26 protein-coding genes and 1 tRNA gene are annotated in these 23,567 nt (G+C 71.7%); 12 read left to right on the top strand and 15 right to left on the bottom strand.

Going from position 1 to position 23,567, the window contains the following annotated elements:
* Positions 1-100 precede the first annotated feature (100 nt).
* Positions 101-1,921, bottom strand: a complete 1,821-nt coding sequence (glmS, locus tag JNK30_RS05835) for a glutamine--fructose-6-phosphate transaminase (isomerizing) (RefSeq protein ID WP_293481052.1) — start codon at positions 1,919-1,921, stop codon at positions 101-103.
* Between the two features lie 12 nt (positions 1,922-1,933).
* Positions 1,934-2,206, bottom strand: a complete 273-nt coding sequence (locus tag JNK30_RS05830; protein ID WP_293481051.1) for a hypothetical protein — start codon at positions 2,204-2,206, stop codon at positions 1,934-1,936.
* A 143-nt stretch (positions 2,207-2,349) separates the two neighbouring features.
* Between JNK30_RS05830 and JNK30_RS05825 the strand changes: the two genes are divergently transcribed.
* The gene (locus JNK30_RS05825; RefSeq protein ID WP_293481050.1) at positions 2,350-3,726 is read left to right on the top strand and encodes a deoxyribodipyrimidine photo-lyase; all 1,377 of its coding nucleotides are present in this window, start codon (positions 2,350-2,352) and stop codon (positions 3,724-3,726) included.
* A 50-nt stretch (positions 3,727-3,776) separates the two neighbouring features.
* Positions 3,777-4,778, top strand: coding sequence for a TauD/TfdA family dioxygenase (locus tag JNK30_RS05820; protein WP_293481049.1), 1,002 nt, complete (start codon positions 3,777-3,779; stop codon positions 4,776-4,778).
* A 51-nt stretch (positions 4,779-4,829) separates the two neighbouring features.
* Here JNK30_RS05820 and JNK30_RS05815 read toward each other — a convergent pair whose 3' ends face one another.
* The 3 genes from JNK30_RS05815 to moaA are packed head-to-tail and all read right to left on the bottom strand — an operon-like array spanning position 4,830 to position 6,550.
* On the bottom strand, positions 4,830-5,273 hold the full coding sequence (locus tag JNK30_RS05815; protein ID WP_293481048.1) for a molybdenum cofactor biosynthesis protein MoaE: 444 nt from the start codon (positions 5,271-5,273) through the stop codon (positions 4,830-4,832).
* Entirely contained in the window at positions 5,270-5,509 is a 240-nt protein-coding gene (locus JNK30_RS05810) for a MoaD/ThiS family protein (RefSeq protein ID WP_293481047.1), read from the bottom strand. The genes JNK30_RS05815 and JNK30_RS05810 overlap by 4 nt, the downstream gene beginning before the upstream one ends.
* 3 nt (positions 5,510-5,512) lie before the next feature.
* Positions 5,513-6,550 carry a GTP 3',8-cyclase MoaA gene (gene moaA, locus JNK30_RS05805; protein WP_293481045.1) on the bottom strand — a complete coding sequence of 346 codons (1,038 nt, stop codon included), beginning with the start codon at positions 6,548-6,550 and terminating at the stop codon, positions 5,513-5,515.
* A 29-nt stretch (positions 6,551-6,579) separates the two neighbouring features.
* Between moaA and JNK30_RS05800 the strand changes: the two genes are divergently transcribed.
* The gene (locus tag JNK30_RS05800; protein WP_293481044.1) at positions 6,580-7,167 is read left to right on the top strand and encodes a nucleotidyltransferase family protein; all 588 of its coding nucleotides are present in this window, start codon (positions 6,580-6,582) and stop codon (positions 7,165-7,167) included.
* Here the strand turns inward: JNK30_RS05800 and JNK30_RS05795 are convergent.
* Positions 7,164-7,337 carry a hypothetical protein gene (locus JNK30_RS05795; RefSeq protein WP_293481042.1) on the bottom strand — a complete coding sequence of 58 codons (174 nt, stop codon included), beginning with the start codon at positions 7,335-7,337 and terminating at the stop codon, positions 7,164-7,166. The two genes, JNK30_RS05800 and JNK30_RS05795, sit on opposite strands and share 4 nt — an antisense overlap.
* Before the next feature lie 201 nt (positions 7,338-7,538).
* On the opposite strand from JNK30_RS05795, the gene JNK30_RS05790 reads away from it, so the two are divergent.
* Positions 7,539-8,006: a hypothetical protein gene (locus JNK30_RS05790; RefSeq protein WP_293481040.1), complete on the top strand. Its 468-nt coding sequence runs from the start codon at positions 7,539-7,541 to the stop codon at positions 8,004-8,006.
* Positions 8,007-8,028: 22 nt separating this feature from the next.
* On the opposite strand, the gene JNK30_RS05785 is transcribed toward JNK30_RS05790, so the two are convergent.
* Positions 8,029-8,712 carry an O-methyltransferase gene (locus JNK30_RS05785; protein ID WP_293481038.1) on the bottom strand — a complete coding sequence of 228 codons (684 nt, stop codon included), beginning with the start codon at positions 8,710-8,712 and terminating at the stop codon, positions 8,029-8,031.
* Complete coding sequence (locus JNK30_RS05780; protein ID WP_293481036.1) at positions 8,709-9,080, bottom strand: VOC family protein; 372 nt, start codon at positions 9,078-9,080, stop codon at positions 8,709-8,711. The genes JNK30_RS05785 and JNK30_RS05780 overlap by 4 nt, the downstream gene beginning before the upstream one ends.
* 91 nt (positions 9,081-9,171) lie before the next feature.
* On the opposite strand from JNK30_RS05780, the gene JNK30_RS05775 reads away from it, so the two are divergent.
* On the top strand, positions 9,172-9,918 hold the full coding sequence (locus tag JNK30_RS05775) for a helix-turn-helix transcriptional regulator (RefSeq protein ID WP_293481034.1): 747 nt from the start codon (positions 9,172-9,174) through the stop codon (positions 9,916-9,918).
* Here JNK30_RS05775 and JNK30_RS05770 read toward each other — a convergent pair.
* Positions 9,890-11,074 carry an aminotransferase gene (locus JNK30_RS05770; RefSeq protein WP_293481032.1) on the bottom strand — a complete coding sequence of 395 codons (1,185 nt, stop codon included), beginning with the start codon at positions 11,072-11,074 and terminating at the stop codon, positions 9,890-9,892. The two genes, JNK30_RS05775 and JNK30_RS05770, sit on opposite strands and share 29 nt — an antisense overlap.
* Positions 11,075-11,103: 29 nt before the next feature.
* On the opposite strand from JNK30_RS05770, the gene JNK30_RS05765 reads away from it, so the two are divergent.
* Positions 11,104-11,562 carry a GNAT family N-acetyltransferase gene (locus JNK30_RS05765; RefSeq protein WP_293481030.1) on the top strand — a complete coding sequence of 153 codons (459 nt, stop codon included), beginning with the start codon at positions 11,104-11,106 and terminating at the stop codon, positions 11,560-11,562.
* Positions 11,563-11,614: 52 nt separating this feature from the next.
* Positions 11,615-12,061: a hypothetical protein gene (locus JNK30_RS05760; RefSeq protein WP_293481028.1), complete on the top strand. Its 447-nt coding sequence runs from the start codon at positions 11,615-11,617 to the stop codon at positions 12,059-12,061.
* Positions 12,062-12,065: 4 nt separating this feature from the next.
* On the opposite strand, the gene JNK30_RS05755 is transcribed toward JNK30_RS05760, so the two are convergent.
* Positions 12,066-12,728 (bottom strand): hemolysin III family protein, encoded by a 663-nt coding sequence (locus JNK30_RS05755; protein ID WP_293481026.1) that lies wholly within the window; start codon positions 12,726-12,728, stop codon positions 12,066-12,068.
* Positions 12,729-12,796: 68 nt separating this feature from the next.
* On the bottom strand, positions 12,797-13,420 hold the full coding sequence (locus JNK30_RS05750) for a glutathione S-transferase family protein (RefSeq protein ID WP_293481024.1): 624 nt from the start codon (positions 13,418-13,420) through the stop codon (positions 12,797-12,799).
* A 124-nt stretch (positions 13,421-13,544) separates the two neighbouring features.
* On the opposite strand from JNK30_RS05750, the gene JNK30_RS05745 reads away from it, so the two are divergent.
* Both JNK30_RS05745 and JNK30_RS05740 read left to right on the top strand, forming a co-directional pair.
* Complete coding sequence (locus JNK30_RS05745) at positions 13,545-14,843, top strand: MFS transporter (protein ID WP_293481022.1); 1,299 nt, start codon at positions 13,545-13,547, stop codon at positions 14,841-14,843.
* Positions 14,843-15,532, top strand: coding sequence for a hypothetical protein (locus JNK30_RS05740; RefSeq protein ID WP_293481020.1), 690 nt, complete (start codon positions 14,843-14,845; stop codon positions 15,530-15,532). The genes JNK30_RS05745 and JNK30_RS05740 overlap by 1 nt, the downstream gene beginning before the upstream one ends.
* 103 nt (positions 15,533-15,635) lie before the next feature.
* On the opposite strand, the gene typA is transcribed toward JNK30_RS05740, so the two are convergent.
* A complete protein-coding gene (gene typA, locus JNK30_RS05735; RefSeq protein WP_293481018.1) occupies positions 15,636-17,471 on the bottom strand; it encodes a translational GTPase TypA in 1,836 nt (611 codons plus the stop codon).
* Between the two features lie 280 nt (positions 17,472-17,751).
* On the bottom strand, positions 17,752-18,408 hold the full coding sequence (locus tag JNK30_RS05730) for a response regulator transcription factor (RefSeq protein WP_293481016.1): 657 nt from the start codon (positions 18,406-18,408) through the stop codon (positions 17,752-17,754).
* A gap of 128 nt (positions 18,409-18,536) precedes the next feature.
* Here JNK30_RS05730 and JNK30_RS05725 point away from each other — a divergent pair, with 128 nt between their 5' ends.
* On the top strand, positions 18,537-20,738 hold the full coding sequence (locus JNK30_RS05725) for an ATP-binding protein (RefSeq protein ID WP_293481014.1): 2,202 nt from the start codon (positions 18,537-18,539) through the stop codon (positions 20,736-20,738).
* A 3-nt stretch (positions 20,739-20,741) separates the two neighbouring features.
* Here the strand turns inward: JNK30_RS05725 and JNK30_RS05720 are convergent, their stop codons facing one another.
* Positions 20,742-21,647 carry an N-formylglutamate amidohydrolase gene (locus tag JNK30_RS05720; protein ID WP_293481175.1) on the bottom strand — a complete coding sequence of 302 codons (906 nt, stop codon included), beginning with the start codon at positions 21,645-21,647 and terminating at the stop codon, positions 20,742-20,744.
* 116 nt (positions 21,648-21,763) lie between these two features.
* Here JNK30_RS05720 and cpdR point away from each other — a divergent pair, with 116 nt between their 5' ends.
* Positions 21,764-22,120, top strand: coding sequence for a cell cycle two-component system response regulator CpdR (cpdR, locus tag JNK30_RS05715; RefSeq protein ID WP_293481013.1), 357 nt, complete (start codon positions 21,764-21,766; stop codon positions 22,118-22,120).
* Positions 22,121-22,187: 67 nt separating this feature from the next.
* Positions 22,188-22,262, top strand: a tRNA-Val gene (locus JNK30_RS05710).
* Positions 22,263-22,447: 185 nt separating this feature from the next.
* Here JNK30_RS05710 and JNK30_RS05705 read toward each other — a convergent pair.
* Positions 22,448-23,539: an alkene reductase gene (locus tag JNK30_RS05705; protein WP_293481012.1), complete on the bottom strand. Its 1,092-nt coding sequence runs from the start codon at positions 23,537-23,539 to the stop codon at positions 22,448-22,450.
* Positions 23,540-23,567: the final 28 nt, after the last annotated feature.

The following is a 23,567-nucleotide window of genomic DNA, read 5'->3' as shown; positions in this document are numbered from 1 at the left end:
GACCGCCGAAGGCGGTGGAGGGGGGCGACCCGCGGCGCCCGCGACCCCTCCACCCTGCTGCGCAGGGGAGGAGCAGTGCTGGGCGAAGCCTGATCGCGCCTCACTCGACGGTGACGGACTTGGCGAGGTTGCGGGGCTGGTCGATGTCGCGTCCGAGGCCCTGGGCGACCTGGTAGGCCAGGAGCTGAAGCGGCACGTTCATCAGGATCGGCGCGAGCTCGGGCTCGGAGCGGGGGACGGCGAAGGCCGCCTCGACGCCGTCGACCTTGACGCCCGGATGGGTGATCGCCAGCACCGGCCCCTGGCGCGTGCGCACCTCGGCGATGGTGGAGAGGTTCTTCGCCAGCAGCTCGTCGTCGGGCAGGACGACCACCGTCGGCGTCTCGGGCGCGATCAGGGCCAGGGGGCCGTGCTTGAGCTCGGAGGCGGCGTAGGCCTCGGCGTGGAGGTAGCTCACCTCCTTCAGCTTCAGCGCGCCCTCCATGGCCACCGCATAGCCGGCCGCGCGGCCGATGAAGTAGGCGTGCTCGCTGCGGACCAGGCGCGCGGTGAGCGGCGCCAGCTCGGCCTCGCGCGCGACGATCCCGGCGATCTGGTCGGGCAGGGCCGACAGCCCGGCCAGCAGCCGCGCGCCCTGGGCCGCCGACAGATCCCGCACCCGCCCGAGCTGCAGCGCCAGAAGGGCGAAGGCGACCGCCGTGCAGGTCCAGGTCTTGGTGGAGACCACCGCCACCTCGGGCCCCGCGTGCAGGTAGACGCCCCGGCCGCACTCGCGCGCGATGGTCGAGCCCACCGTGTTGACGACGCCGAGCACCCGCCCGCCCTTCCGCTTCACCTCCTGGATCGCCGCCAGGGTGTCGAAGGTCTCGCCCGACTGGCTGACGGCGACATAGAGCGTGTCCTGCTCGATCACCGGGTTGCGATAGCGGAACTCCGAGGCGGGCTCGGCGTGCGCAGGGATGCGGGCCAGCGTCTCGATCAGGTGCGCGCCCAGCACGCCCGCGTAGCCGGCCGAGCCGCAGCCGAGGATCTTGACCCGGCGGATGTCGAGCATCTCGCGCGCCGCGAGCTCGATGCCCCCCAGGTGCGCCGTGGAGAAACGCGCGTCGAGCCGGCCCATCAGCGTGCGGCGCACCGCGTCGGGCTGCTCGGCGATCTCCTTGCGCATGAAGTGGGCGTAGTCGCCCTTGTCGAAGCCCGCGGCCTCGCCCTCCAGCGCCTGGGTGGCCTTGGCGGTTTCGGTCCCCTCCAGCGTCAGCACCGAGAAGCCGTCGGCCCGGACCTCGGCGATCTCGCCGTCGTCCAGGTGCGCCACGGTCTTGGCATGCCCCATCAGGGCGGAGGCGTCCGAGGCGACGAACATCTCCTCGTCGCCCACGCCGATCACGACCGGGCCGCCGTTGCGGGCGGCGACGATGGCCTCGGGACGCGCGGCGTCGATCACGGCGAGGCCGTAGGCGCCCTTCACCTGCCGCAGGGCCGCGCGCACCGCGTCGAGAAGGCTGTTCTCGGGCCGGGCGGCGATCAGGTGCGCCAGCACCTCGGTATCCGTCTCGGAGCGGAACGCGACGCCGTCGGCGGCCAGGCGGGCCCGCAGCTCGGCGGCGTTCTCGATGATGCCGTTGTGGACGACCGCGATGCGGCCCTGGGCGTCGGTGTGCGGGTGGGCGTTGGCGTCGCTGGGCTCGCCATGCGTGGCCCAGCGGGTGTGGGCGATCCCCGTGGTTCCGGGCAGGCCCGCCGCGGGCAGGGCGGCGTCCAGCTCCCGCACCTTGCCCTTGCGCTTGTGGACCGCGAGGCGTCCCTCGTGCGCGACCGCCACGCCCGCCGAGTCGTAGCCGCGGTACTCGACCCGCCGCAGGCCCTCCATCAGCAGCGGCAGCGCGGCGCGCTCGCCGACGTATCCGACGATGCCGCACATCAGCGCGCCCCCTCAGCCGTAGATGATCCGGCGGATCTGGCGGATCGAGTAGGGCGGGGCCGGAAACCGCCGCTGGGCGAGCTCGTCGGCGATCCGCGCGTAGATCTCCTCGTTCCGGCGCCCCAGCCTGAGCAGTGCGGCATGGCGCCTGCGGATGAAAGCCTGCGGGCTTTCGCCCAGGTACGAGAGCACGTCATCGACGATCCGCCTTGCCTGCGAAGGATCGAGCCCGCTGGATCGCGCCACGTAGGCCACGAGGTCGTCCAGGTCGCCCGCATCCGACATCGGTGGTGGATCTGCCTCGGCCATCCGCCGCAGACAACGCGCGTGCCCGAAATCGGGCAAGCTCAAAATCGCGCGCCGGGAAGCGTCGCCAATCGGCCTGAAGCGTGTTTTCTCCGGCGTCCGTTTTCCGCGTGGAGCGTCCGGTGATCTCGTCCGCCCGTCTGAAGGTTCTCGTCGACGCCCCGCCGAGGATCCCCGCGCGCTACGTGCTTTACTGGATGCAGCAGTCGCAGCGGGCGGACTTCAATCCGGCGCTGGAGTTCGCCATCGACGAGGCGAACGCGCTCGACCTGCCGGTGCTGGTCTGCTTCGGCCTGACGGCGTTCCCGGAGGCGAACGCCCGCCACTACGGCTTCATGCTGGAGGGTCTGGCCGAGGCGCGGCGCCGTCTGGCCGATCGCGGGGTCGGCTTCGTCATCCGCAAGCAGCCGCCGCACGAATTGGCCCGCGCGCTCGCGGCCGACGCCGCGCTGGTGGTCTGCGACCGGGGCTACCTGAAGATCCAGCGCACCTGGCGCGCCCGTCTCGCCGACGGCCTGGACCGCCGGCTCGTGCAGGTGGAGGGCGACGTCGTGGTCCCGATCGAGCGGGCCTCGGACAAGCACGAGTACGCCGCCCGCACGCTGAGGCCGCGCCTGCATCGGGTCTGGGACGAGTTCCTGGAGCCCCTCGAGCCGCGCGAGCTGCGGCGCCGCATGGACCGGTTCGACCTGGAGGGCGCGCTCGACCTGGACGACGTGGCCGCCATCCTGGCCGGCCTGAAGATCGACCATTCCGTGGGCCAGGTCCGCCGGTTCCCGGCCGGCGAGGGCGCAGCGCGGGCCCGGCTCGACGCCTTCGTGGCCGACGGCCTGCATCGCTACGGCGCCGAACGCGGCAAGCCCGAGGCCCGCGCCGCCTCGCTCATGAGCCCCTACCTCCACTTCGGCCAGATCTCGCCGGTGGAGATCGCCCTCGCCGCGCGGCGGCACAGCCGCGGCGACAACCGGACCAGCTTCCTGGAGGAGCTGATCGTCCGCCGCGAGCTGTCGATGAACCACTGCTTCTACGAGACCGACTACGACCGCTACGCCGCCATGCCGGAATGGGCGCGCAAGACCCTGGCGGACCACGCGGGCGATCCGCGTCCCCACGTCTACACCCGCGCCCAGTTCGAAGCGGCCGGGACGCACGATCCCTACTGGAACGCCGCCATGCGCGAGATGACGGCCACCGGGTACATGCACAACCACCTGCGCATGTACTGGGGAAAGAAGATCCTGCACTGGTCGGCCTCGCCCGAGGAGGCGTTCGAGACCACCCTGGCGCTGAACAACCGCTGGTTCCTCGACGGGCGCGACCCGAACTCGTTCACCAACGTCGGCTGGCTGTACGGCCTGCACGACCGCCCGTGGGGGCCGCAGCCGGTGTTCGGCACGGTGCGCTCGATGGGGCCCAACACCTTCAAGAAGTTCGACGCCGACGCCTATGTGCGCGACGTCGCGCGGCTGGCGGCGGCGGAGACCGGCGGAGCCGATTGACATTTCCTAATTTCCAGAAATATTGAACCGCAGGTCTGAGGGAGCCTGCGATGTCCGAGACGATGCCGAGCCGTCCGGCGATGCCCGCCGCGCGCCTGACCTCTCCGGACGTCTGGTCCGGCCGCGACCTCGCGGGCCTCGCGGACTGGCGCTACGCGTTCACCCCCGCGGACATCGACGAGCTGATCGCGGCGGTCCGGCGGGCGGCCGATCGTCCGTGGCGGGCGTGGCGGCGGGAGGACGTCCCCCTGCCCACGCTGGGTCCGCGGATCGCAGAGTGGGTTCGCGAGCTGGACGCGGGGCGCGGGTTCGTCCTCCTTCGCGGCTTCCCGGTCGGCGACCACCCGGAGGACGTCTGCGCCGGCGCCTACTGGGCGCTGGGCCTGCACATGGGCCGGGCGATCTCGCAGAACACCGACGGCGATCTGCTGGGCCGGATCGAGGACACGGGCGCCGATCCGAAAGCGTATGGCGTGCGTCTCTACAAGACCCGCGCCGAGCAGGATTTCCACACCGACGCCGCCGACATGATCGGCCTCTTCTGCCTGCAGGCGGCGAAGTCGGGCGGCGTCAGCCGGATCGTCAGCTCGCCGGCGATCTTCAACCGGATTCTCGCCGAGCGGCCCGACCTCGTCCCCGTGCTGTTCGAGCCGTTCCCCTTCGACACGCAGGGCCAGCACAAACCCGGCGAGAAGGCGTGGTTCGAGATCCCGCTCTGCCGCTGGGACGGCCGGCGCCTGCGCACCTTCTTCGTGCCCTGGTACATCCGCGAGAGCCAGCAGCACGCCGCCTGTCCGCGACTGTCGCGGGCCCAGGTCGAGGCCATCGAGTTCATCGAGCGGGCCGCGAACGACCCCGACGCCTACCTCGACATGAACTTCCGTCCCGGCGACATGCAGTTCCTCAAGAACGCCGCCGTCCTGCACAAGCGGACCGAGTACGAGGACTGGCCCGAGCCCGAGCGCAAGCGGCGCCTGCTTCGCCTGTGGCTGGTGGATCCCAACTTCTCGGCGGGCGACGAGCGCCTGCGCCGCGGCGTGGCGGCCGGCTAGAGCCTCATCCGTTCAAACGGAACCGGCTGAACCCACTCTTTGGAACGCACCCTAGCCCCAGCGCTCGCGGTCGGCGTGGTCCTGGGCGGTGGGCTCGATCCAGCGCTCGCCGTCGGGCCCGTGCTCCTTCTTCCAGAAGGGCGCGCGGGACTTCAGGTAGTCCATGAGGAAGTCGCACGCCTCGAAGGCCGCGCGCCGATGACCGGCGGCGGTGGCCACGAAGACGATCGGCTCCCCCGGCTGGATCCGGCCGACGCGGTGCAGGATCGCCAGGTCGTGCAGGCCGAAGCGCGCTCGGGCCTGATCGGCGATCCGGCCGATCTCGGCCTCGGTGAAGCCGGGATAGGCCTCCAGTTCCAGGATCGCGGTGCGGCCCGCCTCGGCGCGCGCGATGCCGGTGAAGGTGGCGACCGCGCCGGTCTCGCTGCGGCCGGACGTGAACGCGGTCAGGAGCGCGCCCGGGTCGAACGGCGCCTCGGTGAGCCGGATGCTCATCCGCCGCTCATCGGAGGCAGGAAGGCGACCTCGCTGGCCGGGCCCAGGGCCGCGTCGCCGCGGACGACCGCCTGATCGACGGCCACCTGGACGCCCTTGCCGCCCAGCGCCGCGCCCAGTTCCGGGTCCTCGGAAGCCAGCGTGGCGCGCAGCTCGTGGACCGACGCCGCGGCGATCTGGCGTTCGCGCCAGCCGGCGAGGTCGCGCAGGGGTCCGAACAGCAGCACGCGGGCCATGGCTCAGCCGCCCGTGGTGGACATGTGGCGGGCGACGGCCGGCGCCTTGCGCGCGATCTGGAAGTCGTGGCCCTTCGGCTTGGCGTCGACGCCGCCGCGGATCGCCTCGGCCAGCTCGGCGTCGGTCGCGCCCGCGCGGATCACCGCGCGCAGGTCCGTGGCGTCCTCCTGGCCCAGGCAGGTGTGCAGCGTGCCGGTGCAGGTGAGGCGCACGCGGTTGCAGGATTCGCAGAAGTTGTGGCTGAGCGGCGTGATGAAGCCCAGCCGGCCGCCGGTCTCGGCGACGCGGACGTAGCGGGCGGGCCCGCCTGTCGACAGGGGCAGGTCCTCGAGCGTCCAGAAGCTCTCGAGTTCGGCGCGGACGTCCCTCAGCGACAGGAACTCGTCGGTGCGGTCCGCGTCGACCTCGCCCATCGGCATCGTCTCGATCAGGGTGAGGTCGCAGCCGCGCTCATGGGCCCAGCGGACCAGCTCGGGGATCTCCGCCGCGTTGGAGTCCTTCAGGGCGACGGCGTTGATCTTGACCGACAGCCCGGCCGCCTGCGCCGCGGCCACGCCCGCCTGGACCTTGCCCAGGTCCCCGCCGCGGGTCAGCCGGCGGAAGAGATCGGGCTTCAGGGTGTCCATCGAGACGTTGACCCGCCGCACCCCGGCGGCCGCCAGGTCGGGGGCGAACTCGGCGAGCCGCGTGCCGTTGGTGGTGAGCGTCAGCTCCTTCAGCGCGCCCGTGGCCAGGTGGCGGCCGAGGCCGCGGACCAGGTCCATCATGCCCTTGCGCACCAGCGGCTCCCCGCCGGTCAGCCGGATCTTGCGCGTCCCCAGGGCGACGAACGCCGAGGCGATCCGGTCGAGCTCCTCCAGGGTCAGCACCTCGGCCTTCGGCAGGAAGGTCATGTGCTCGGCCATGCAGTAGACGCAGCGCAGGTCGCAGCGGTCGGTGACCGAGAGCCGCAGGTAGCTCACCGTGCGGCCGAACCCGTCCACGAGCGGGGCGGCCGCCACGGGGCTGGGCCTGGGCGCGATGTCGTCGTAGGGCGTCATTCACGCAGGAAGATAGGGGGAAACCGATCGTGGGGACAGGCGCCGACTTCGCGGCGGTGGTGCTGGCGGCGGGCTCGGCCTCGCGTTTCGGCGGCGGCAAGCTGACCGCGCCCTATCGCGGCGCGCCGCTCCTCCACGGCGCCCTGGCCGCGGCGAAGGCGGCGCCCGCCGCGACCATCATCGTCGTCACCGGCGCCGGCGCCGAGGCGGTCGCCGCCTGCGCGCGGGCCTTCGACGCCGACATCCGCCTGGTCCACGCGCCCGACCACGCCGAGGGCATGGGCGCCTCGCTGCGCGCGGGGATCGCCGCGCTGGCGCCCGGGGTCGCCGGGGCCTTCGTGTTCCTGGGCGACATGCCCCGGGCGCCGATCGGCGTCCTGGAACCCCTCGCCCAAGCGGTGCGGGCGGGCGCTCCGGCCGCCGCCCCGACCTTCAGGGGCGCGCGCGGTCACCCGGTCGTGCTGTCGGCGGCGCTGTTCCCGCAGGCCCTGACGCTCTCGGGGGACGTCGGCGCCCGGCCCCTGATCCAGGCGCTGGGCGCGCGGCTGGCGCTGGTGGAAGCGCCCGACGATGGCGTGCTGTTCGACGTCGACGAGCGGGGCGACCTCGGTCGCTAGACCCGGATGTCGAGCCGTCCGGCGGTGGGCGAGGGCGCGATGCGGACCTGGTCGGCCATGTTGAGCTTGCGCGCCGTCGCGGCGACCGTCTGCGCCACCTGCACCGAAGTGGGCAGGGTCAGGGCCGTCCAGAGCCCCTGTCCGGAATTTCGCAGCTGCACGCTGACCATAGCGTCCGCCTCGACATTCTACCCCTCAGGAGTAACTGGGCGGCCTTAATCGACGGTTAAAGAAAAGTTCACTTTCTGGTTGCAGTACAATCTGTCGCACCCGTTATGGGTATTCCTCTCGTTCCAGCGGCTTTTCCGCCGTGTTCGGCGACCTCCCATCGGCATCTTGCCGCCCCGCGTTCCGCGAGCGATCTTCGGCCCATGATCAGACGGTTTGTTTCCCCCCTCGCGGCCGTCGCGGTCCTTGCCGTCGCCTCGGCCGCCGCGGCCGGCGACTACATCGTGGTCGCCTCGACGGATCCCTCGCTGGTGCGGGGCCAGTCGCTGGACGCCGGCGGGCGGGTCGAGCTCGCGCCCGGACGCACGCTCACCCTGATGCACGCCTCGGGCGACGTCCTCCGGCTGAAGGGCGCCCCCGGCGGGATCGTGCTGCCGGCGCGCAAGGCCAACCAGGCCGAGGCCGACCGCCTGGCCATCCTCAAGGTGATGGTGGCGCCGGCGGCCCGGCAGACCGTCGGCTCGACGCGGACGCGTTCGGGGATCTGCCCTTCGCCGGAAAGCCTCGCCACCCTCGACGCCATCGTCCAGGTGCACGCGGCGGGCTGCGCGAGCTCGGCCGGCGAGGCGCTCGAGAGCTGGCTCGCCGCCCACGCGCCGGCGGGATCCTAGGAAGGGGCGCGCGGCGGCGCGCCTACACCTTGACCACCAGTTCCAGGCCGCCGCTGAACGGCAGGGTCATGGTGCGCAGGCCATTCGCCGGGTCGTTCACATAGGCGAAGAAGTGACGGTAGGCGTGGCGGAAGACGTCGCCGGTGTTGTCCGCCACCACGACGGCGCCGGGACGCAGGTGCGGCCCCACGAGCTCGATGGCCGGCCGCGCCATCTCGGTCCAGATGTCCATCAGGACGAAGTCCACCGGCCCCTCGATCGCCCTCAGCGTCTCGCGCAGGTCGCCCTCGCGCAGGTCGATCAGGTCGGCGAGCCCGGCCGCCGCGAAGTTGGCCCGCGCGGCGGCGGCCTTGGCCGGCTCGTACTCCGTTCCGATCACGACTCCGCCCCCGTCCGGCCCGCAGACCTGCCGCACCGCGTCGGCCAGGTAGAGGGTCGAGACGCCGAAGGAGGTGCCGATCTCCACCACGCGCCGGGCGCGCAAGGCGAGGCACAGCATGTGGCAGAACTCGGACTTGATGGGCTCCAGCGCCACCATCTTGTCGGCCATGAAGCGGTTGGCGGCCGCGTCGAGGGCGTCCCAGGACAGGTCGCCGCGCTTGGCCCGCTCGCCGAAGTAGCGGACGGTCTCGGCTTCCTGGGCGGCGCTTCTCGCCTGCAGGGCGTCGATGCGCGCCTGCAGCGACGGATCGGTCAGGACGCTCACGGCGCGGGCCTCTCGTACTGCATGGCGCCGGCGATATTGCCTTCCGTGTCCTGGAACCAGACCAGCCGGCCGACGCCCTGGATGTGGAACGGCGCCATCAGGACCTTGCCGCCGTTGGCCTCGATGGCCGCCACGGCCGCCGCGATGTCCTCGACGCCGAAGGTCACCTCGATCCCCGGCATGGCCTGGCCGCCGACGGATCGCCGCCCCTGCACCGCGCCGCGCAGGCCGGGCGTGGGCGTCTCTGCGCTGAAGAAGTCGGGCGGCCCCCACGGCGCGAACGACCAGCCGAAGACCGTTTCATAGAACCGGCGCGCCCGTGGGACGTCGTCGGCGTTGATGGCGAAATGGCGCAGGCCTCCAGGCATGGCGGGCTCCTCCCTCTGGAGCCAGGCTAGGCGTTTGCCCCAAGGCGCGCTCGCGCTAGTCTGACGAATTATGTCGTCAGCGCGCCAAAACGTGCGGGACCTGGACGGCTTTCCCGTACGCGGCCTCGCCGTCACCTACGGAGACAAGGCCCGGCTCGATCGCCACACCCATCCGTGGGCCCAGCTCGTCTATGCGGCGAGCGGGGTGATGGTGGTCTCCACGCCCACGGCCTCCTGGATGGTGCCGCCGACGCGCGCCATCTGGGTGCCGGGCGGCACGCCGCACGAGATCCAGATGCGCGGGCAGGTGGCCATGCGCACCCTCTACCTCGCGCCGTCGGGCGCGGATTCGCGGCTCGACGTCTGCCGGGCGATCGAGGTCGCGCCGCTCCTGCGGGAGTTGATCCTCCACATCGTGCGCCTGGGCATGCTCGAAATGGACGACCCGGCCCACGCCCGGCTGGAGGCGCTGCTGCTGGACCTGCTGGCCGCCGGCGAGACGGCGCCGCTCGAGCTGCCGCTGCCGCAGGATCCCAGGGCCCGGGCCTTCGCGGCCCGGCTGATGGACCAGCCGGGCGCGGCGGTCTCCCTGGCCGAGCTCGCCCGCGGCGCCGGCGCCTCGCTCCGCACGCTGCAGCGCCTGTTCCTGGCCGAGACCGGGCTGCCCCTGGAGGCCTGGCGGGGCCGGGCGCGCATGCAGCAGGCGGTGGTCTCCCTCAGCGCAGGGGCGTCGGTCACGGCCGCCGCGCTCGACGCCGGCTACCAGAGCCCCTCGGCCTTCATCGCCGCGTTCCGGCGGACCTTCGGCGTCACGCCGGCAAGGTGGCGGGCCGCCTGACGGCCAGGTCGCGCGCCCTGGCCAGCCGCCGGACGCCCTCGTCCAGCGTGGCGTCGGCCTTCGAGAAGCACAGGCGCATGATCGAGGTCACCGGGTCGTGCTCGTAGAAGGCCGACACGGGGATCGCCGCGACGCCGGCTTCCCTGACGGCCATGAGGCAGAAGTCGCGATCCCCCAGGCCGACGCCCGAGCCGGGGAGGTCGACGTTGAGGAAGTAGGTGCCTTCGCTCGACAGGACCGAAAAGCCCTCGCGTCGCAGGCCCTCGGCGAGGCGGTTCCGCGACGCCTGCAGCTTGCGCGGCATCGTCTCGAACCAGTCGTCCGGGTTCTCCAGGCCCCAGGCCACGGCGGCCTGGAGGTTCGGGGGCGTGGTGAAGGTGAGGAACTGGTGGGTGCGCGCCAGCGCATGCGTCAGACGCGGCGCGGCGCAGAGGAAACCGACCTTCCAGCCGGTGAGGCCGAACATCTTGCCCGCCGAGCCGATCTTCACCGTGCGCTCGCGCATCCCGGGAAAGGCGATCAGCGGCCGGTGGCGCGCGGCGCCGAACACGACCTGCTCCCACACCTCGTCGCACACGGCGATCGCGTCGTGGGCCACGCAGAACTCGGCCAGGAGCGCGAGGTCCTCCTCGGGCAGGACGACGCCGGCCGGGTTGATCGGGTTGTTCAGCACCACCAGCCTTGTCCGCGCGCTGAAGACCGACTGGAGCATCTCGCGGCTGAGGCGCCAGTGAGGCGGCGAGAGGCTGACGAGCCGGGGCACGCCGCCCGCGCGCCGGATCATGGGCAGGTACGAGTCGTAGGCCGGCTGGAAGACGATCACCTCGTCGCCTTCGTTGACGAGGCCCAGGAAGCTGGCGGCCAGGGCCTCCGTGGCGCCCGACGTCACCGTGACCTCGCTCGCCCAGTCGAGGTCGAGCCCCTGGCGCCGCGCATAGTGCGCCGCCACCGCCTGGCGAAGCTCCGGCAGCCCGGCCATGGGCGGGTACTGGTTGTAGCCGTCCAGCACCAGCTCGGCCGCCCGCGCGCGGATCGGCGCGGGGCCGGGATCGTCCGGGAATCCCTGGCCGAGATTGATCGCGCCCAAGGTCCGGGCCAGCCCCGACATCTCCTCGAAGATCGTGGTGGGCAGGGATGAGAAAATCGCGTTGACCATCGGTCCGATCTTGGCGGCAGACTTCGCGCATGACCATCGCGATCGTCGAGTTCGAGCCCGGCCACGCCGAAGCGTTCCGCACGCTGAACGAGGCGTGGATCTCGAAGCACTTCGCCATCGAGCCCAAGGACCGGGAGGTGCTGGGCGATCCTCAGGGGAAGATCATCGCCCCGGGCGGCCGCGTCTTCATGGCCCTGCTGGGCGGGGAGCCCGTCGGCTGCGTGGCGCTCATGAAGATGGACGACGGCGGCTACGAGGTGGCGAAGATGACCGTGGCCGAGACCCTCCGCGGCTCGGGCCTGGGCCGCCGGCTGATGCAGCGCTGCATCGACGCCGGAGCCGAGATGGGCGCCTCCCGGCTCTACCTCGAGACCAATTCCAGCCTCGGTCCGGCGCTCGGGCTCTACCGCGCCATGGGGTTCAGGGACCTCGCCCCCGTCGAGACGCCCTACGCCCGCGCGGACGTGTTCATGGAGCGGCGCTACTAGTTGCGAATGACTCGCAACTGCAATAACCTCCGACTCCCTGGAGGCCACGTCCATGCCCACATCCGATGTCCGCGACCCGCTCACCCACGGCGAGCGGCTGCTGATCCGCGCGGTGCGCCTGCTCGCCCTCGGAGGCTGCGCCGGGCTGCCCGGCCACTTCGACGCCGCCTGCGGTCTCCACGGCGCGGAGACCTACCGGATGCTGACGGCCTTCGTGCAGCAGCTGTCCCTGGCCGGCCGGCGCCGCGTGCGGCTGTCGCCGCCGCGGGCGCCCGCGCTCAGCGCCGACGAGGCGGCGATCCTCGACGTCTTCGGCGCGGCCCAGGCCGACGACTACCGCACGCTCGACGAGCGCCTGACGGCCCTGGCGGGTGGACCGCCGCCCGCCTCGCTGGGCGCCGCGGCGTGCTGGGTCGCGCAGGCGTTCGCGCTCAACGGCCTGAGCCTGCGCACCAGCTTCGACGCGGCCGCGACGCCGGTGCTCTACGCGGCGGAGTGAGGGATCAGGGCTGGGCGGCCAGCACGACGCCCAGCAGCACCGCCGCCCAGTGCGCGGCGGCGGCGGCCACGACGTGCCCGTGCCAGATGGCGCGCGCGAACTTCAGCCGCTTGTTCACGTAGAAGATCACGCCGGTGGAATAGAGCACCCCGCCCGTGACCAGCAGGGCCATCGCGTACCAGGCCAGGCTGTCGATCATCGGCTTCATGGCGATCACCACGAGCCATCCGAGCGCGAGGTAGACCACCACCCAGAACTTCCGGTCGATGCCGGTCAGGAACAGCTTGCCCAGCGCCCCCAGCGCCGCGATCGACCAGACGGCCGCGGTCATCCCCCAGCCCCACGCCCCCGGCAGGTTGATGGTGAAGGGCGTGTAGGAGCCGGCGATCATCAGGAAGATGCCGGCGTGGTCGAGACGCCGCAGGGTCGGCCGGTAGCGGTGGTGCGCGAAGTTGTACGCGGTCGAGAAGGCCAGCATGGCCACGACGCCCAGGCCGTAGATCGACACGCCGACGACCTGGCTGATCGAGCCGCCCGCGACCGCCAGCGCCAGGAGCACGACGCCGCCGACGAGCGCCAGCGTCAGGCCCATGACGTGCACGACCAGGTCGGCGCACTTGGCGCCCGGCGTGGGGTAGTGGCGCGGCGGCTTGACCGACAGTTCCATGGGCGGCTCCTTACACCGCCACCGTGTCACGCGTATGGCGCCGGGCGCTAGTGCCCGGGCGACACGGATCAGCCGGCTTCCACCGCCACCAGCACCGCCCTCGTCGCGGGCCGCTCGCCCATCCGCGCGAAGTGGTCGGCGAGCCGCGGGAAGGCAGCCATGTCCAGGCCGTCGCGCGGCAGCCAGCTGGTGATCACATAGAGGTAGGGATCGCAGACGCTGAAGGCCTCGCCCAGCGCCCAGGGCGCCGCGAACAGTCGCTCGTCGATCAGGCGCATGGCCTCGCCGAAGACCTCCGGCGCCTTGCGCCGCATGTCGGCGATGGCCGCCGGATCGTCCGCCCACCGGTATCCGCGGTAGCGGTGCGCCGCCGCCGGATGAACCCACGAGCAGAGGTAGGACATGAGCGATTCGGCCTGAGCCATGGCGAAGGCGTCGCCTTCGGGCATCAGGCGCGCCTGGGGGAATGTGCGGGCGATGTAGCCGAGGATGGCCGGGGCCTCGGTGATCACGCCGCGCTCGGTCTCGAGCGCCGGCACGCGCGACTTGGGATTGACGGCGAGGTAGGCCGCGCCCCGCTGCTCGTTCTCGGCGAAGTTGAGGCGGTGGGCCTCGTAGTCGGCGCCGGCCTCGGCCAGCGCGAGTTCGCAGGCCAGCCCGATGGTGCCCCTGCCGGTGTGAAGCCTCAGCATGACGTCTCCTCTCCGGCCGCGATCTGAACGCGTCCGGCAGGCCCGGCAAGGCCCTGCGCGGATCGCCGGATTGAACCGGCCCGCGAAAGCGGGTGGTATCGCGCCACGGGATGAGGGGACCGCCGTGACCGCAGACACCGCCGACAGCGGAATCGCCGCGCGCGAGGCGAATCGCCTGCGCTCCATCCTGGCCGGCTCGGCCGGGAACCTCGTCGAGAGCTTCGACTGGTTCGTCTACGCCGCGTTCGGCCTCTACTTCTCGCAGGTGTTCTTCCCGGGCGGCGACCGGACGACCCAGCTCCTGAACACCGCCGCCATCTTCGGCGTCGGCTTCCTGGCGCGGCCCTTCGGCGCCTGGATCATGGGCCTCTACGGCGACCGCATCGGGCGCAAGGCCGCCATGGTGGCCTCGGTCAGCCTCATGTGCGCGGGATCGCTGATCATCGCGGTCTGCCCCGGGTATGCGCAGATCGGCGTCGCGGCCCCGGCCATCCTCGTCTTCGCCCGCATCCTGCAGGGCGTGAGCATGGGGGGCGAGTACGGGGCCAGCGCCACCTATCTGTCGGAAATGGCCAGCCGGAAGAACCGCGGCTTCTGGTCGGGCGTCTTCTACTCGACCCTGATCGCGGGCCAGCTGATGGCCATGGGCGTGCTCCTGCTGCTCACCGCCGTCCTGTCGCCCGAGGACATGCAGGCCTGGGGCTGGCGGATCGCCTTCTTCATCGGCGGCGGCCTGGCGATCGCGGTGTTCTGGCTGCGGCGCGGAATGGACGAGACGCCCTCGTTCCACGCGCGGACGGGACCCAAGGCCACCACCTGGGGGCTGATCGCCAGCCACCCGAAGGAGAGCCTGACGGTCATCGGCCTGACCGCCGGCGGGACGCTCGCGTACTACACGTACACGACCTACATCCAGAAGTTCCTGGTCAACACCTCGGGCTTCACCAAGGACCAGGCGAACCTGATCACCGCCGGCGCGCTCGCCGTCTTCATGCTGGTGAACCCGCTGATCGGGTCGCTGTCGGACCGGGTGGGCCGTCGCGCGATCCTGCTGACGTTCGGGGTCCTGGGCATGACGCTCACCTGGCCGCTGCTCTCGACGCTGGCCAACACGCGCGACGTCTGGCTCGCCTTCCTGCTGGCGGCGGGCGCGCTGGTGATGGTGGCCTGCTACTCCTCGGTGAACGCGGTGGTGAAGGCCGAACTCTTCCCCACGGCGACGCGGGCTCTGGGCGTGGCGCTGCCCTATTCGCTGGCCAACGCGGCGTTCGGCGGAACGGCCGAGTATGTGGCGCTGGCCTTCAAGCAGGCCGGCCACGAGACGCGGTTCTTCACCTACGTCAGCGTGATCATCGCCGGTTCGCTGCTGGTCTACCTGCTGATGCCCGACACCCGGCGCCACAGCCGGATCGCGGAAGACTGATGGCCCGGCTGCTCGCGGACCTGGTCGCCCGGGTGTCCGGGCGGGCCGCCGGACAGGAGGTGTTCCTGCTCGGCGTCACGGGTGGGGTCGCCGCCGGGAAGAGCACGCTGGCGCGGGCGATCGGCGACGGGCTGGAGGCCGCGGGACATCCGGTCCAGATCGTGGCCACCGACGGGTTCCTGAAGCCGAACGCCCAGCTCGAAGCCGCAGGCCTCGGCATGAAGAAGGGCTTCCCCGAGACTTACGACACCGGCGCGCTGCACGCCTTCCTCGAAGCGCTGGCGGCGGGGCGCGCCGCGCAGATCCCGGTCTACAGCCACGTGACCTACGACGTCCTGCCCGGCGAGGCCCGGACCGTCGACGGCGCCGGGGTGGTGATCGTCGAGGGCATCAACGTCCTGCAGACGCCGCAGGCGCGGTCGCGCTTCGGGCTCTCGCTCTACGTCGACGCCGACCCCGCCCACGCCAAGGCGTGGTATCTGGCCCGGCTCCACGGGATCATCGAGGCCGATCCCGAGAGTTTCTTCGCCCGGCTGGACCCGGTCCAGCGCGACGCCATGTTCGAGGCCGCCTGGACCCACCTGAACCTGGTGAACCTGCACCAGCACATCGCGCCGACGATGGCGCATGCCGACGTCGTGGTGCGCAAGGCCGCGGATCACACCCTGCAGGAACTCCGCTGGCGCTGAGCGCCGCATCCCGGCCGGGGCAGCGGTTGCGATCCACGCTGTCGTCCCGGTTTCGCCGCAGGCGAAAGACCTCCGCGGCGCCGGAAGAGGCGCTGGGGCGGCGCTAGTCCTCGCGCACCCGCTTCTTGCGGAAGCTGGGGTTCAGGACCTTCTTGCGCAGGCGGATGGACTTGGGCGTCACCTCCACCAGCTCGTCCTCCTCGATGTAGGCGATGGCCTGTTCGAGGGTGAGGCGGCGCGGCGGCGTCAGTCGGACGGCCTCGTCCTTGCCCGAGGCGCGGACGTTGGTCAGCTGCTTGGCCTTCATCGGATTGACGTCGAGGTCGTCCGACCGCGAGTTCTCGCCGATGATCATGCCCTGGTAGGTCTTCTCGCCCGCGCCCACGAACATGGTCCCGCGCTCCTCCAGGTTCCACAGCGCGTAGGCCGCGGTCTCGCCGTCGGAGTTGGAGACCAGGACGCCCTTGCGCCCGGCGTCGATGGGGCCCTTGTAGGGCTCGTAGTGGCTGAAGACGCGGTTCAGCACGCCCGAGCCGCGGGTGTCGGTCAGGAACTCGCCCTGGTAGCCGATCAGGGAGCGCGACGGCGACGACAGGCTGATGCGGGTCTTGCCGGCGCCGGACGGACCCATGTCCTTCAGTTCCGCCTTCCGCGCCGAGAGCTTCTCGATGACGATGCCGGTGAACTCGTCGTCGACGTCGATCATGACGTCCTCGATGGGCTCCAGCCGCTCGCCCGTCTCGGGATCGGTCTGGTAGACCACCCGCGGACGGCTGATCGAGACCTCGAAGCCTTCGCGGCGCATGCTCTCGATCAGCACGCCCAGCTGCAGCTCGCCGCGCCCGGCGACCTCGTAGGCGTCCTTCTCGCTGGTCTCGGTGACCCGGATGGCGACGTTCGACTCCGCCTCCTTCTGGAGACGCGCGGCGATGACGCGGCTCTGCACCTTGTCGCCCTCGCGGCCCGCCAGCGGGCTGTCGTTGACGCTGACCGTCATGGAGATGGTGGGCGGGTCGATGGGCTGGGCCGGCAGCGCCTCGTTGACGTCGAGCGCGCACAGCGTGTCGGCCACGGTGGCCTTGGAGAGCCCGGCGATGGCGACGATGTCGCCGGCCTCGACGCCGTCGTCGATCGGCTGGCGCTTCAGGCCGCGGAAGGCGAGGACCTTGGTGATCCGGCCCCGCTCGATCTCCTTGCCGTCGCGGCTCAGCGCCTTGATCGGCAGGCCGGGCACGGCCTTGCCCGCCTCGATCCGGCCCGTGAGCAGGCGGCCCAGGAACGGATCGCTCTCGATCAGCACCGACAGCATCTGGAAGGGCTCGGCCTTGCGGGCCTCGGCCTTGGGCGGCGGCACGTGGTCGACGATGAGGTCGAACAGCGGCGCCAGGTTGTCGTTCGGCTGGCTCATGTCGAGCGTGGCCCAGCCGGCCTTGCCCGAGGCGTAGATGTGCGGGAAGTCGAGCTGCTCGTCGGTGGCGCCCATGGCGGCAAACAGGTCGAAGGCGTCGTTGTGCACGCGGTCGGGGTCGGCGTGCGGACGGTCCACCTTGTTGAGGCAGAGGATCGGGCGCAGCCCCATCTTCAGCGCCTTGCCCAGCACGAACTTGGTCTGCGGCATGACGCCTTCCTCGGCGTCCACCAGCAGGACGCAGCCGTCCACCATGCCCAGGATCCGCTCCACCTCGCCGCCGAAGTCGGCGTGGCCGGGCGTGTCGATGATGTTGATGCGGGTCTCGCCGGCCTTGCCGTTCCAGAGGACCGACGTGCACTTGGCGAGGATGGTGATGCCGCGCTCGCGTTCCTGGTCGTTGGAATCCATGGCGCGCTCGACCGTCGCCTCGTTGGCGCGGAAGACGCCCGACTGGGCGAGAAGCTGGTCGACGAGCGTGGTCTTGCCGTGGTCGACGTGGGCGATGATGGCGATGTTGCGGAGGGACATGAGGCGGCGGAGGTTCTTTCGAGGGCGCGCGCTTGTACGGGAAGCCGCCGCCAACCGCCAGCATGTTGTGCGCCGCACCTACTTCGCGCGTGCGGCTGACGTAACGTGATTTCCTGATTTTGAAGGAAAATCAGCCCGGCGGGGCGATCCAGGCGAAAAAAAGATTCCTGGGCCTATTGCCAATTTGTGCATTGCACCCTAGCTTGATCCTGCCCTTCGGGGCGTTTCCTCCCTATGAACTGGCCGCGCCTCGTGCGCGGCTATTTTTTTGCGCCACGCCCTAGGTCAGCCCGCGCTGCGCGGCCGCCAGCGCCGCCTCGGCGCGGCTGGTGATGTGCAGCTTCTGGTAGATCACCTTCACGTAGCCCGCGACCGTCTGGGGCTTCAGCCCGAGAACGCGCGCGGCCTCGGGCGAGGACAGGCCACGGCCGATCAGGGCCAGGACCTCGGTCTCGCGCGGCGAGAGGCCGGCGTCGTCCGGTTCCGGCTTCGGCGTCGGCGGGCGCAGCCGCTCCAGCATCCGCCGGGCGATCGAAGGCGACAGCGGCGGCTCCCCGGCCTCGATGCGGCGCAGCGTCTCGGCCACCGCCTGCGGGTGCTCCTGCTTCAGGATGTAGCCCTGCGCGCCGGCGGCGAGGCTGTCGAAGAGGTGGGTGTCGTCGTCGTAGATGGTGGCGACGACCGGCGCGGCCTGCGGGAAGTCCCGGGCGATCTCGCGCACGAGATCGACGCCGGAACCGTCGGGCAGCCCCAGGTCCACCAGCGCCACCGACAGCTCGAAGGCCGGCCGGGCGGCGAGTTCGGCCAGGATGCGCCGGGCGTCCCGCAGCGACCCGGCGCCCGCCACGCGGATGCCGGGGAAGGCCTCGGCGACGACGCTCTGCAGCCACTCGCGCGTGTCGGGCCGGTCCTCGACCACCAGGCAGCCGCGCGCCATCGCGGCTTCGTCGGGGGCATCCGGGTGGGACATCGGCACGCAACGCCTGCTGAAAACGGCGGAACAATAGTCTGCTGCGCTGACGCTGGAAGCCGATTCCCTTAAAGATCGGCGTCTCGCGCCGGGGGATGTGCGCGTGGGGGGAGTTCATGGGGCAGGGCGTCGCCACGGCGGGCCGAGCGGCGCGGGGCGCGGGCGTGCGGACGACGCCCGTGCGGCTGCTGGCCGCCGCGCTCCTGGTCGTGGCCCTCGTGCTGGGCGGCGCCGTCGCCACGGCGGTGACCCAGCCCTGGCTGGGCCTCGATCTGCGGTTCGACGCGCGCGCCGGCGGAGCCGTCGTGGAATCGTCGGCCGGTCCGTCCCGCGCCATTCCGCGGGGGACGGTCATCCGGTCGGTGGCGGCGGGCGGCGACCTCCTGACGATCGAGCCCAAGGACCTCACGGGCCAGGTGGACGGGAGCTTCGGCCCGTTCGCCGAGTACCAGCGGTTCATGGCGCGCCAGGGCCGCTACGCCGGGATGATGCGCCAGCCCGAAGTCACCTTCACCGACGTCGCCGGGCGCAGCTACACGATTCGCCCCGACGCCGCCGGGCGGCCGATCACCTCGCTGGGCCCCGACTTCTGGATCGGCATGGTGGTGGGCGCCTTCTCGTGGCTGATCGCGGCGGCCATCTTCGTGTTCCGCCCCAACGAGACCAGCGCCCGCTACGTCCTCCTGAGCGGGGTGGCCGCGCTGCTCTTCGTGCCGATCGGGCCGATCTACACGAGCCGCGAGCTGGGGCTGCCCGAGACCCTCTTCTACGTCATCAACGGCATGAACTTCCTGGGCGGCAGCCTCTACGCCGCGGCGACCTTCGCGCTCCTGCTCTACTACCCGTCGAAGCTGGCGCCGCGCTGGGTGGGCTGGGCGGTCGTGGCGGTCTTCCTGGCCTGGTACGTCGCCCAGGCGGCGGGCCTGTTCGCCGACCTCACCTTCGCGCGCCGGGCCCTGGTGCTGGCGGCGCTCTGGGGCGCGTTCGGCCTCGGCGCCGTCCACTGGGTGCGGACGCGCCGCGATCCCGTGGCGCGCGCGGCGCTCAGCTGGTTCCTGCTGTCGTGGCTGGTGGTGGTCTCGGCGTTCGGGCTCGTCATCCTCGCGCCGCAGATGTTCGGCGTGGATACCGGCGCGGCCGAGCCCTACGCCTTCCTTCTCTTCCTGCTGACCTACGGCGGCCTCGCGGTCGGGATCATGCGCTACCGGCTCTTCGAGCTGGGCGACTGGTGGGCGCGGATCATGGCCTGGACCCTCGCCCTGGTCCTGCTGGCGGCGCTGGACATGCTGTTCCTGGTGGGGCTGCAGCTCTCGGCCGGGCTCAGCCTCTCGCTCGCCCTCCTGGTGTCCGGGCTGGTCTGGCTGCCCCTGCGCGGCTTCATCGCCGAGAAGATCCTGCGCCGCGGCCGGGCCGACGAGCGCGCGCTGTTCGAGGGCGTGGTCCAGATCGGGCTCACGGCCGACGCCGCGGACCAGCTTGCCGAATGGACCCAGGTGCTGAAGGCGCGCTTCGATCCGCTGCGGCTCGACATCGCCCCGGATCCCGCCGATGCGCCCCGGCTGGACGACCACGGGCTGGCGCTGGTGACGCCGCCGGTGGCGGGGCTGCCGTCGTTGCGGCTGGAATACGCGCACGGCGGGCGCGCCCTCTTCTCGCCGGCCGACGCCGCCCAGGCCCAGGCGCTCTGCGACATGGTCCGGTTCGTGGTCGACAGCCGCGACGCCTACGCGCGCGGGGTGACGGTGGAGCGCAGGCGCATCGCCGGCGACATCCACGACAACCTCGGCGCGACGCTGCTGAGCGCGCTGCACAGCCGCGACGGCGAACGCAAGGACCGCTACATCCGCGAGACCCTGGCCGACCTGCGCAGCATCGTCACCGAGCCCGCCGGGGCGGACGCAGGCCTTGCCGAGACGCTGGCGCGCAGCCGCAAGGAGATGGCCGAGCGCCTGGCCGCCCGCGGCGCGACCCTGCTGTGGTCCCTGGAGGACGCGCCCCAGGTCGAGGTCGAGTCCAAGGTGGCGCAGTCGCTGCGCGCCATGCTCCGCGAGATCACCAACAATGTCGTCAAGCACGCGGACGCGCGGACCGTGCGCGTGTCCCTGGCGGCCGGGGACGGCGACCTCATCCTCGATGTCGAGGACGACGGCGTCGGCTTCGACCCGGCGACGATCGCCCGCGGCGCCGGCCTGGACGGCCTCTCCGAGCGCGCGGCGCGTCACGGCGGCTCGGTGGCGTGGTCGCCGGGCGAGGGCGGGCGCGGGACGCGGGTGACCGTGCGGCTGCCGCGGGCCTGACCCTCAACCGGCCCGAAGCGCCGACCAGTCGGCCGCGGTGAGCCGCTGGGTGAGCTGTTCGATGTGGGCGCGGAGGGTCTCGAACCCCGAGGTCGGCGCCAGGGTCGCTTCGTCGAGATAGAGCGCGCGGTTGATCTCGATCTGCAGCGCATGCGCCCGGCGGCCGGGCTGGCCGTAGTGCTCGGTGGTGTATCCGCCGGCATAGGGCGTGTTGCGCGCGACGCGGTAGCCCAGGGCCTCGAGCTCGCGCTCCACCCGGGTGGGCAGCACGCCCGCGCAGGCGGCGCCGAAGCGGTCGCCCAGGACGATGTCGCACGGCCGCTCGCGCCCGCTCGACCGGGCCGCCGCGGCCGGCATCGAATGCCAGTCGATGAGGATCGCGAAGCCGTGCGCCCTGCGGACCTCGGCGATCAGGGCCTCCAGCGCCTGGTGATACGGCCGGTGCGCCCCTTCGATCCGGGCCCGCGCCTCGGCGTAGGTCAGCTTGCGGCGGTAGATCTCCTGGCCTTCCGACACCACGCGGGCGATGGCGCCCAGCCCCGCCGCCACGCGCGCCGTGCGCGAGCGGGCGAACTCGGGCAGCTCGTCGGCGAACATCGCGGGGTCCAGCTCGAAGGGCTCGCGGTTGAGGTCGATGTAGGCGCGGGCGAAGCACGCGGTGATCACGGTCGCGCCGTAGGCGGGCGCATGCGCGATCAGGTCGTCGACGAACGCGTCCTCCGAGCGCCGGATCGAGACCGCGTCCAGGGCCGCGGCGTCCATCATGTCGTCGGGGTAGAGCCGGCCGGAATGCGGCGAGGCGAAGATCAGCGGCGTGGGCGGCGGCTGGCCCTCGGGCGCCGCGCGGCGCAGCACGAACGCGGCCGTGGCTTCGGCGGGGTCGGAAAGTCGCGGATCGACGGCGTTCATCACGGGCATACAACGCCGCGGACGGGGTAAGCGTCAAACGGACCTGCGGCGTTTCCCTTCATGGCCCCTTTACCGGTTCGAAAGTAAGCTGCGCGATCAACAGTTCGTTTGGCCCCATGTCCAGAATCCTCCTCGCCGAAGACGACGATTCCCTGCGCGGTTTCCTGGCGCGCGCGCTCGAACGCGCCGGCCACGAGGTGACCGCCTGCGCCGACGGCGACGAGGCGGTGACCTTCCTGGACGAGCCCTGGGACCTCCTGCTCACCGACATCGTCATGCCGGGCCTCGACGGGATCGAGGTCGCCCGCCAGGCGGCCGCCCGCCACCCGGGCCTGCGGATCATGTTCATCACCGGCTTCGCCGCCGTCGCCCTCGCCGCCGGCGAGAAGGCGCCCGCGGGCGCCAAGGTGCTCTCCAAGCCGATCCACCTGCGCGAGATCGTCTCGGAAGTGGAGCGGATGATCGCGGCCTGACGCCGCCCCCAGGCGCCTTGCTAACGCCAAAAGCCGTCTGTATATCCCCGCCTTCCCCGAATGGAGCGGACGCATAGCTCAGCGGGAGAGCACTACGTTGACATCGTAGGGGTCGCTGGTTCAATCCCAGCTGCGTCCACCATCCTGCTTCGCCCTGACGGGCTTCGCAGGACAAGTCCCAGACATATCCGGCGAAGCAGGATGCCCTCCGAAGCCTTGGCGAAGGAGGGCCGCCGCTGAAGCTTGCACCCAGCACCCGCCCGTCCCGGCGTTCGCCCGGACGATCGGACGCCGTTGAAACCGCCGATCTCGAACTGAGCCCGGCCCCTAGGCGGTCTCCTCCTCCAGCGTCGGGAAGTCCGTGTAGCCGCGGGCGCCGCCGCCGTAGTAGGCGCGGGGGTCGGCGACGGTGAGGGGCGCGTTGCGGCGCAGGCGCTCGACCAGGTCGGGGTTGCCGATGAAGGGCCGTCCGAAGGCGATCATGTCGGCCGTGTCGTCGGCGCGCGCCTGCAGGGCCAGGTCCCGGTCGTAGAGGTTGTTGGCGATGGTCACGCCCTTGAACAGGCGGCGCAGCTTCTGCAGGTCGAAGCTGGGCTCGGCGGTGCGCGAGACGCCGGTGTCGCCCTCCACCAGGTCCATCCAGCCCACCTTCAGGTCGTTCAGCCGCTCCACCACGTGGGTGAACAGGGGCTCGGGATCGCTGTCCCAGGCCTGGTAGGCGTGGCCGATGGGCGCGATGCGGATGGCCGTCCGCTCGGGGCCCCAGACCTCGATGATCGCCTGCAGGATCTCCACCATGAACCGCGCGCGGTTCTCGATGGAGCCGCCGTAGCGGTCGGTCCGCTTGTTGGTCATGTCGCGCAGGAACGCGTCGACCAGGTAGCTGTGGGCGGCGTGCAGCTCGACGCCGTCGAAGCCGGCCGCCTTGGCCCGGACGGCCGCCGCGCGGAAGAAGCCCACCATCTCGGCGATCTCGTCCAGCGAGAGGGCGCGGGCTTCCTCGTAGTCCTGGGGGCCCTGGGGCGTGAAGACCTGGCCCGGCTGGCGGTAGACGGACGGGGCGATCGGCGCGTGCCCGCCGTTGAAGCCCGAATGGCTGAGGCGCCCGGCGTGCCAGAGCTGGCTGAAGATCACCCCGCCCTTCGCGTGGACGGCGTCGGTCACCTGCCGCCAGCCGGCGATCTGGTCGTCGCTCCACAGGCCGGGGATGTTGGGCCCGCCGCGCCCGCCGGGCGTGACCGGCGTCGCCTCGGTGATGAGCAGCCCCGCCGAGGCGCGCTGGGCGTAGTAGAGGGCCTGCAGCGGCCCCGCTTCGCCGGCGTCGTTCGACCGGGTCCGCGTGAGCGGCGACAGGGCGATGCGGTTCTGCAGGCGCAGCCCGTTGAACTCGCACGGATCGAAGAGGTCGGTCGCGGTCATGAAGGGGCCTCCGTTGCGCGGCGACCCT

Source organism: Phenylobacterium sp. (genome assembly GCF_016793225.1).
GTDB lineage: Bacteria > Pseudomonadota > Alphaproteobacteria > Caulobacterales > Caulobacteraceae > Phenylobacterium.
The sequence above is the reverse complement of the archived record's forward strand: the minus strand, read 5'-3'. Positions and strand labels throughout refer to the sequence as shown.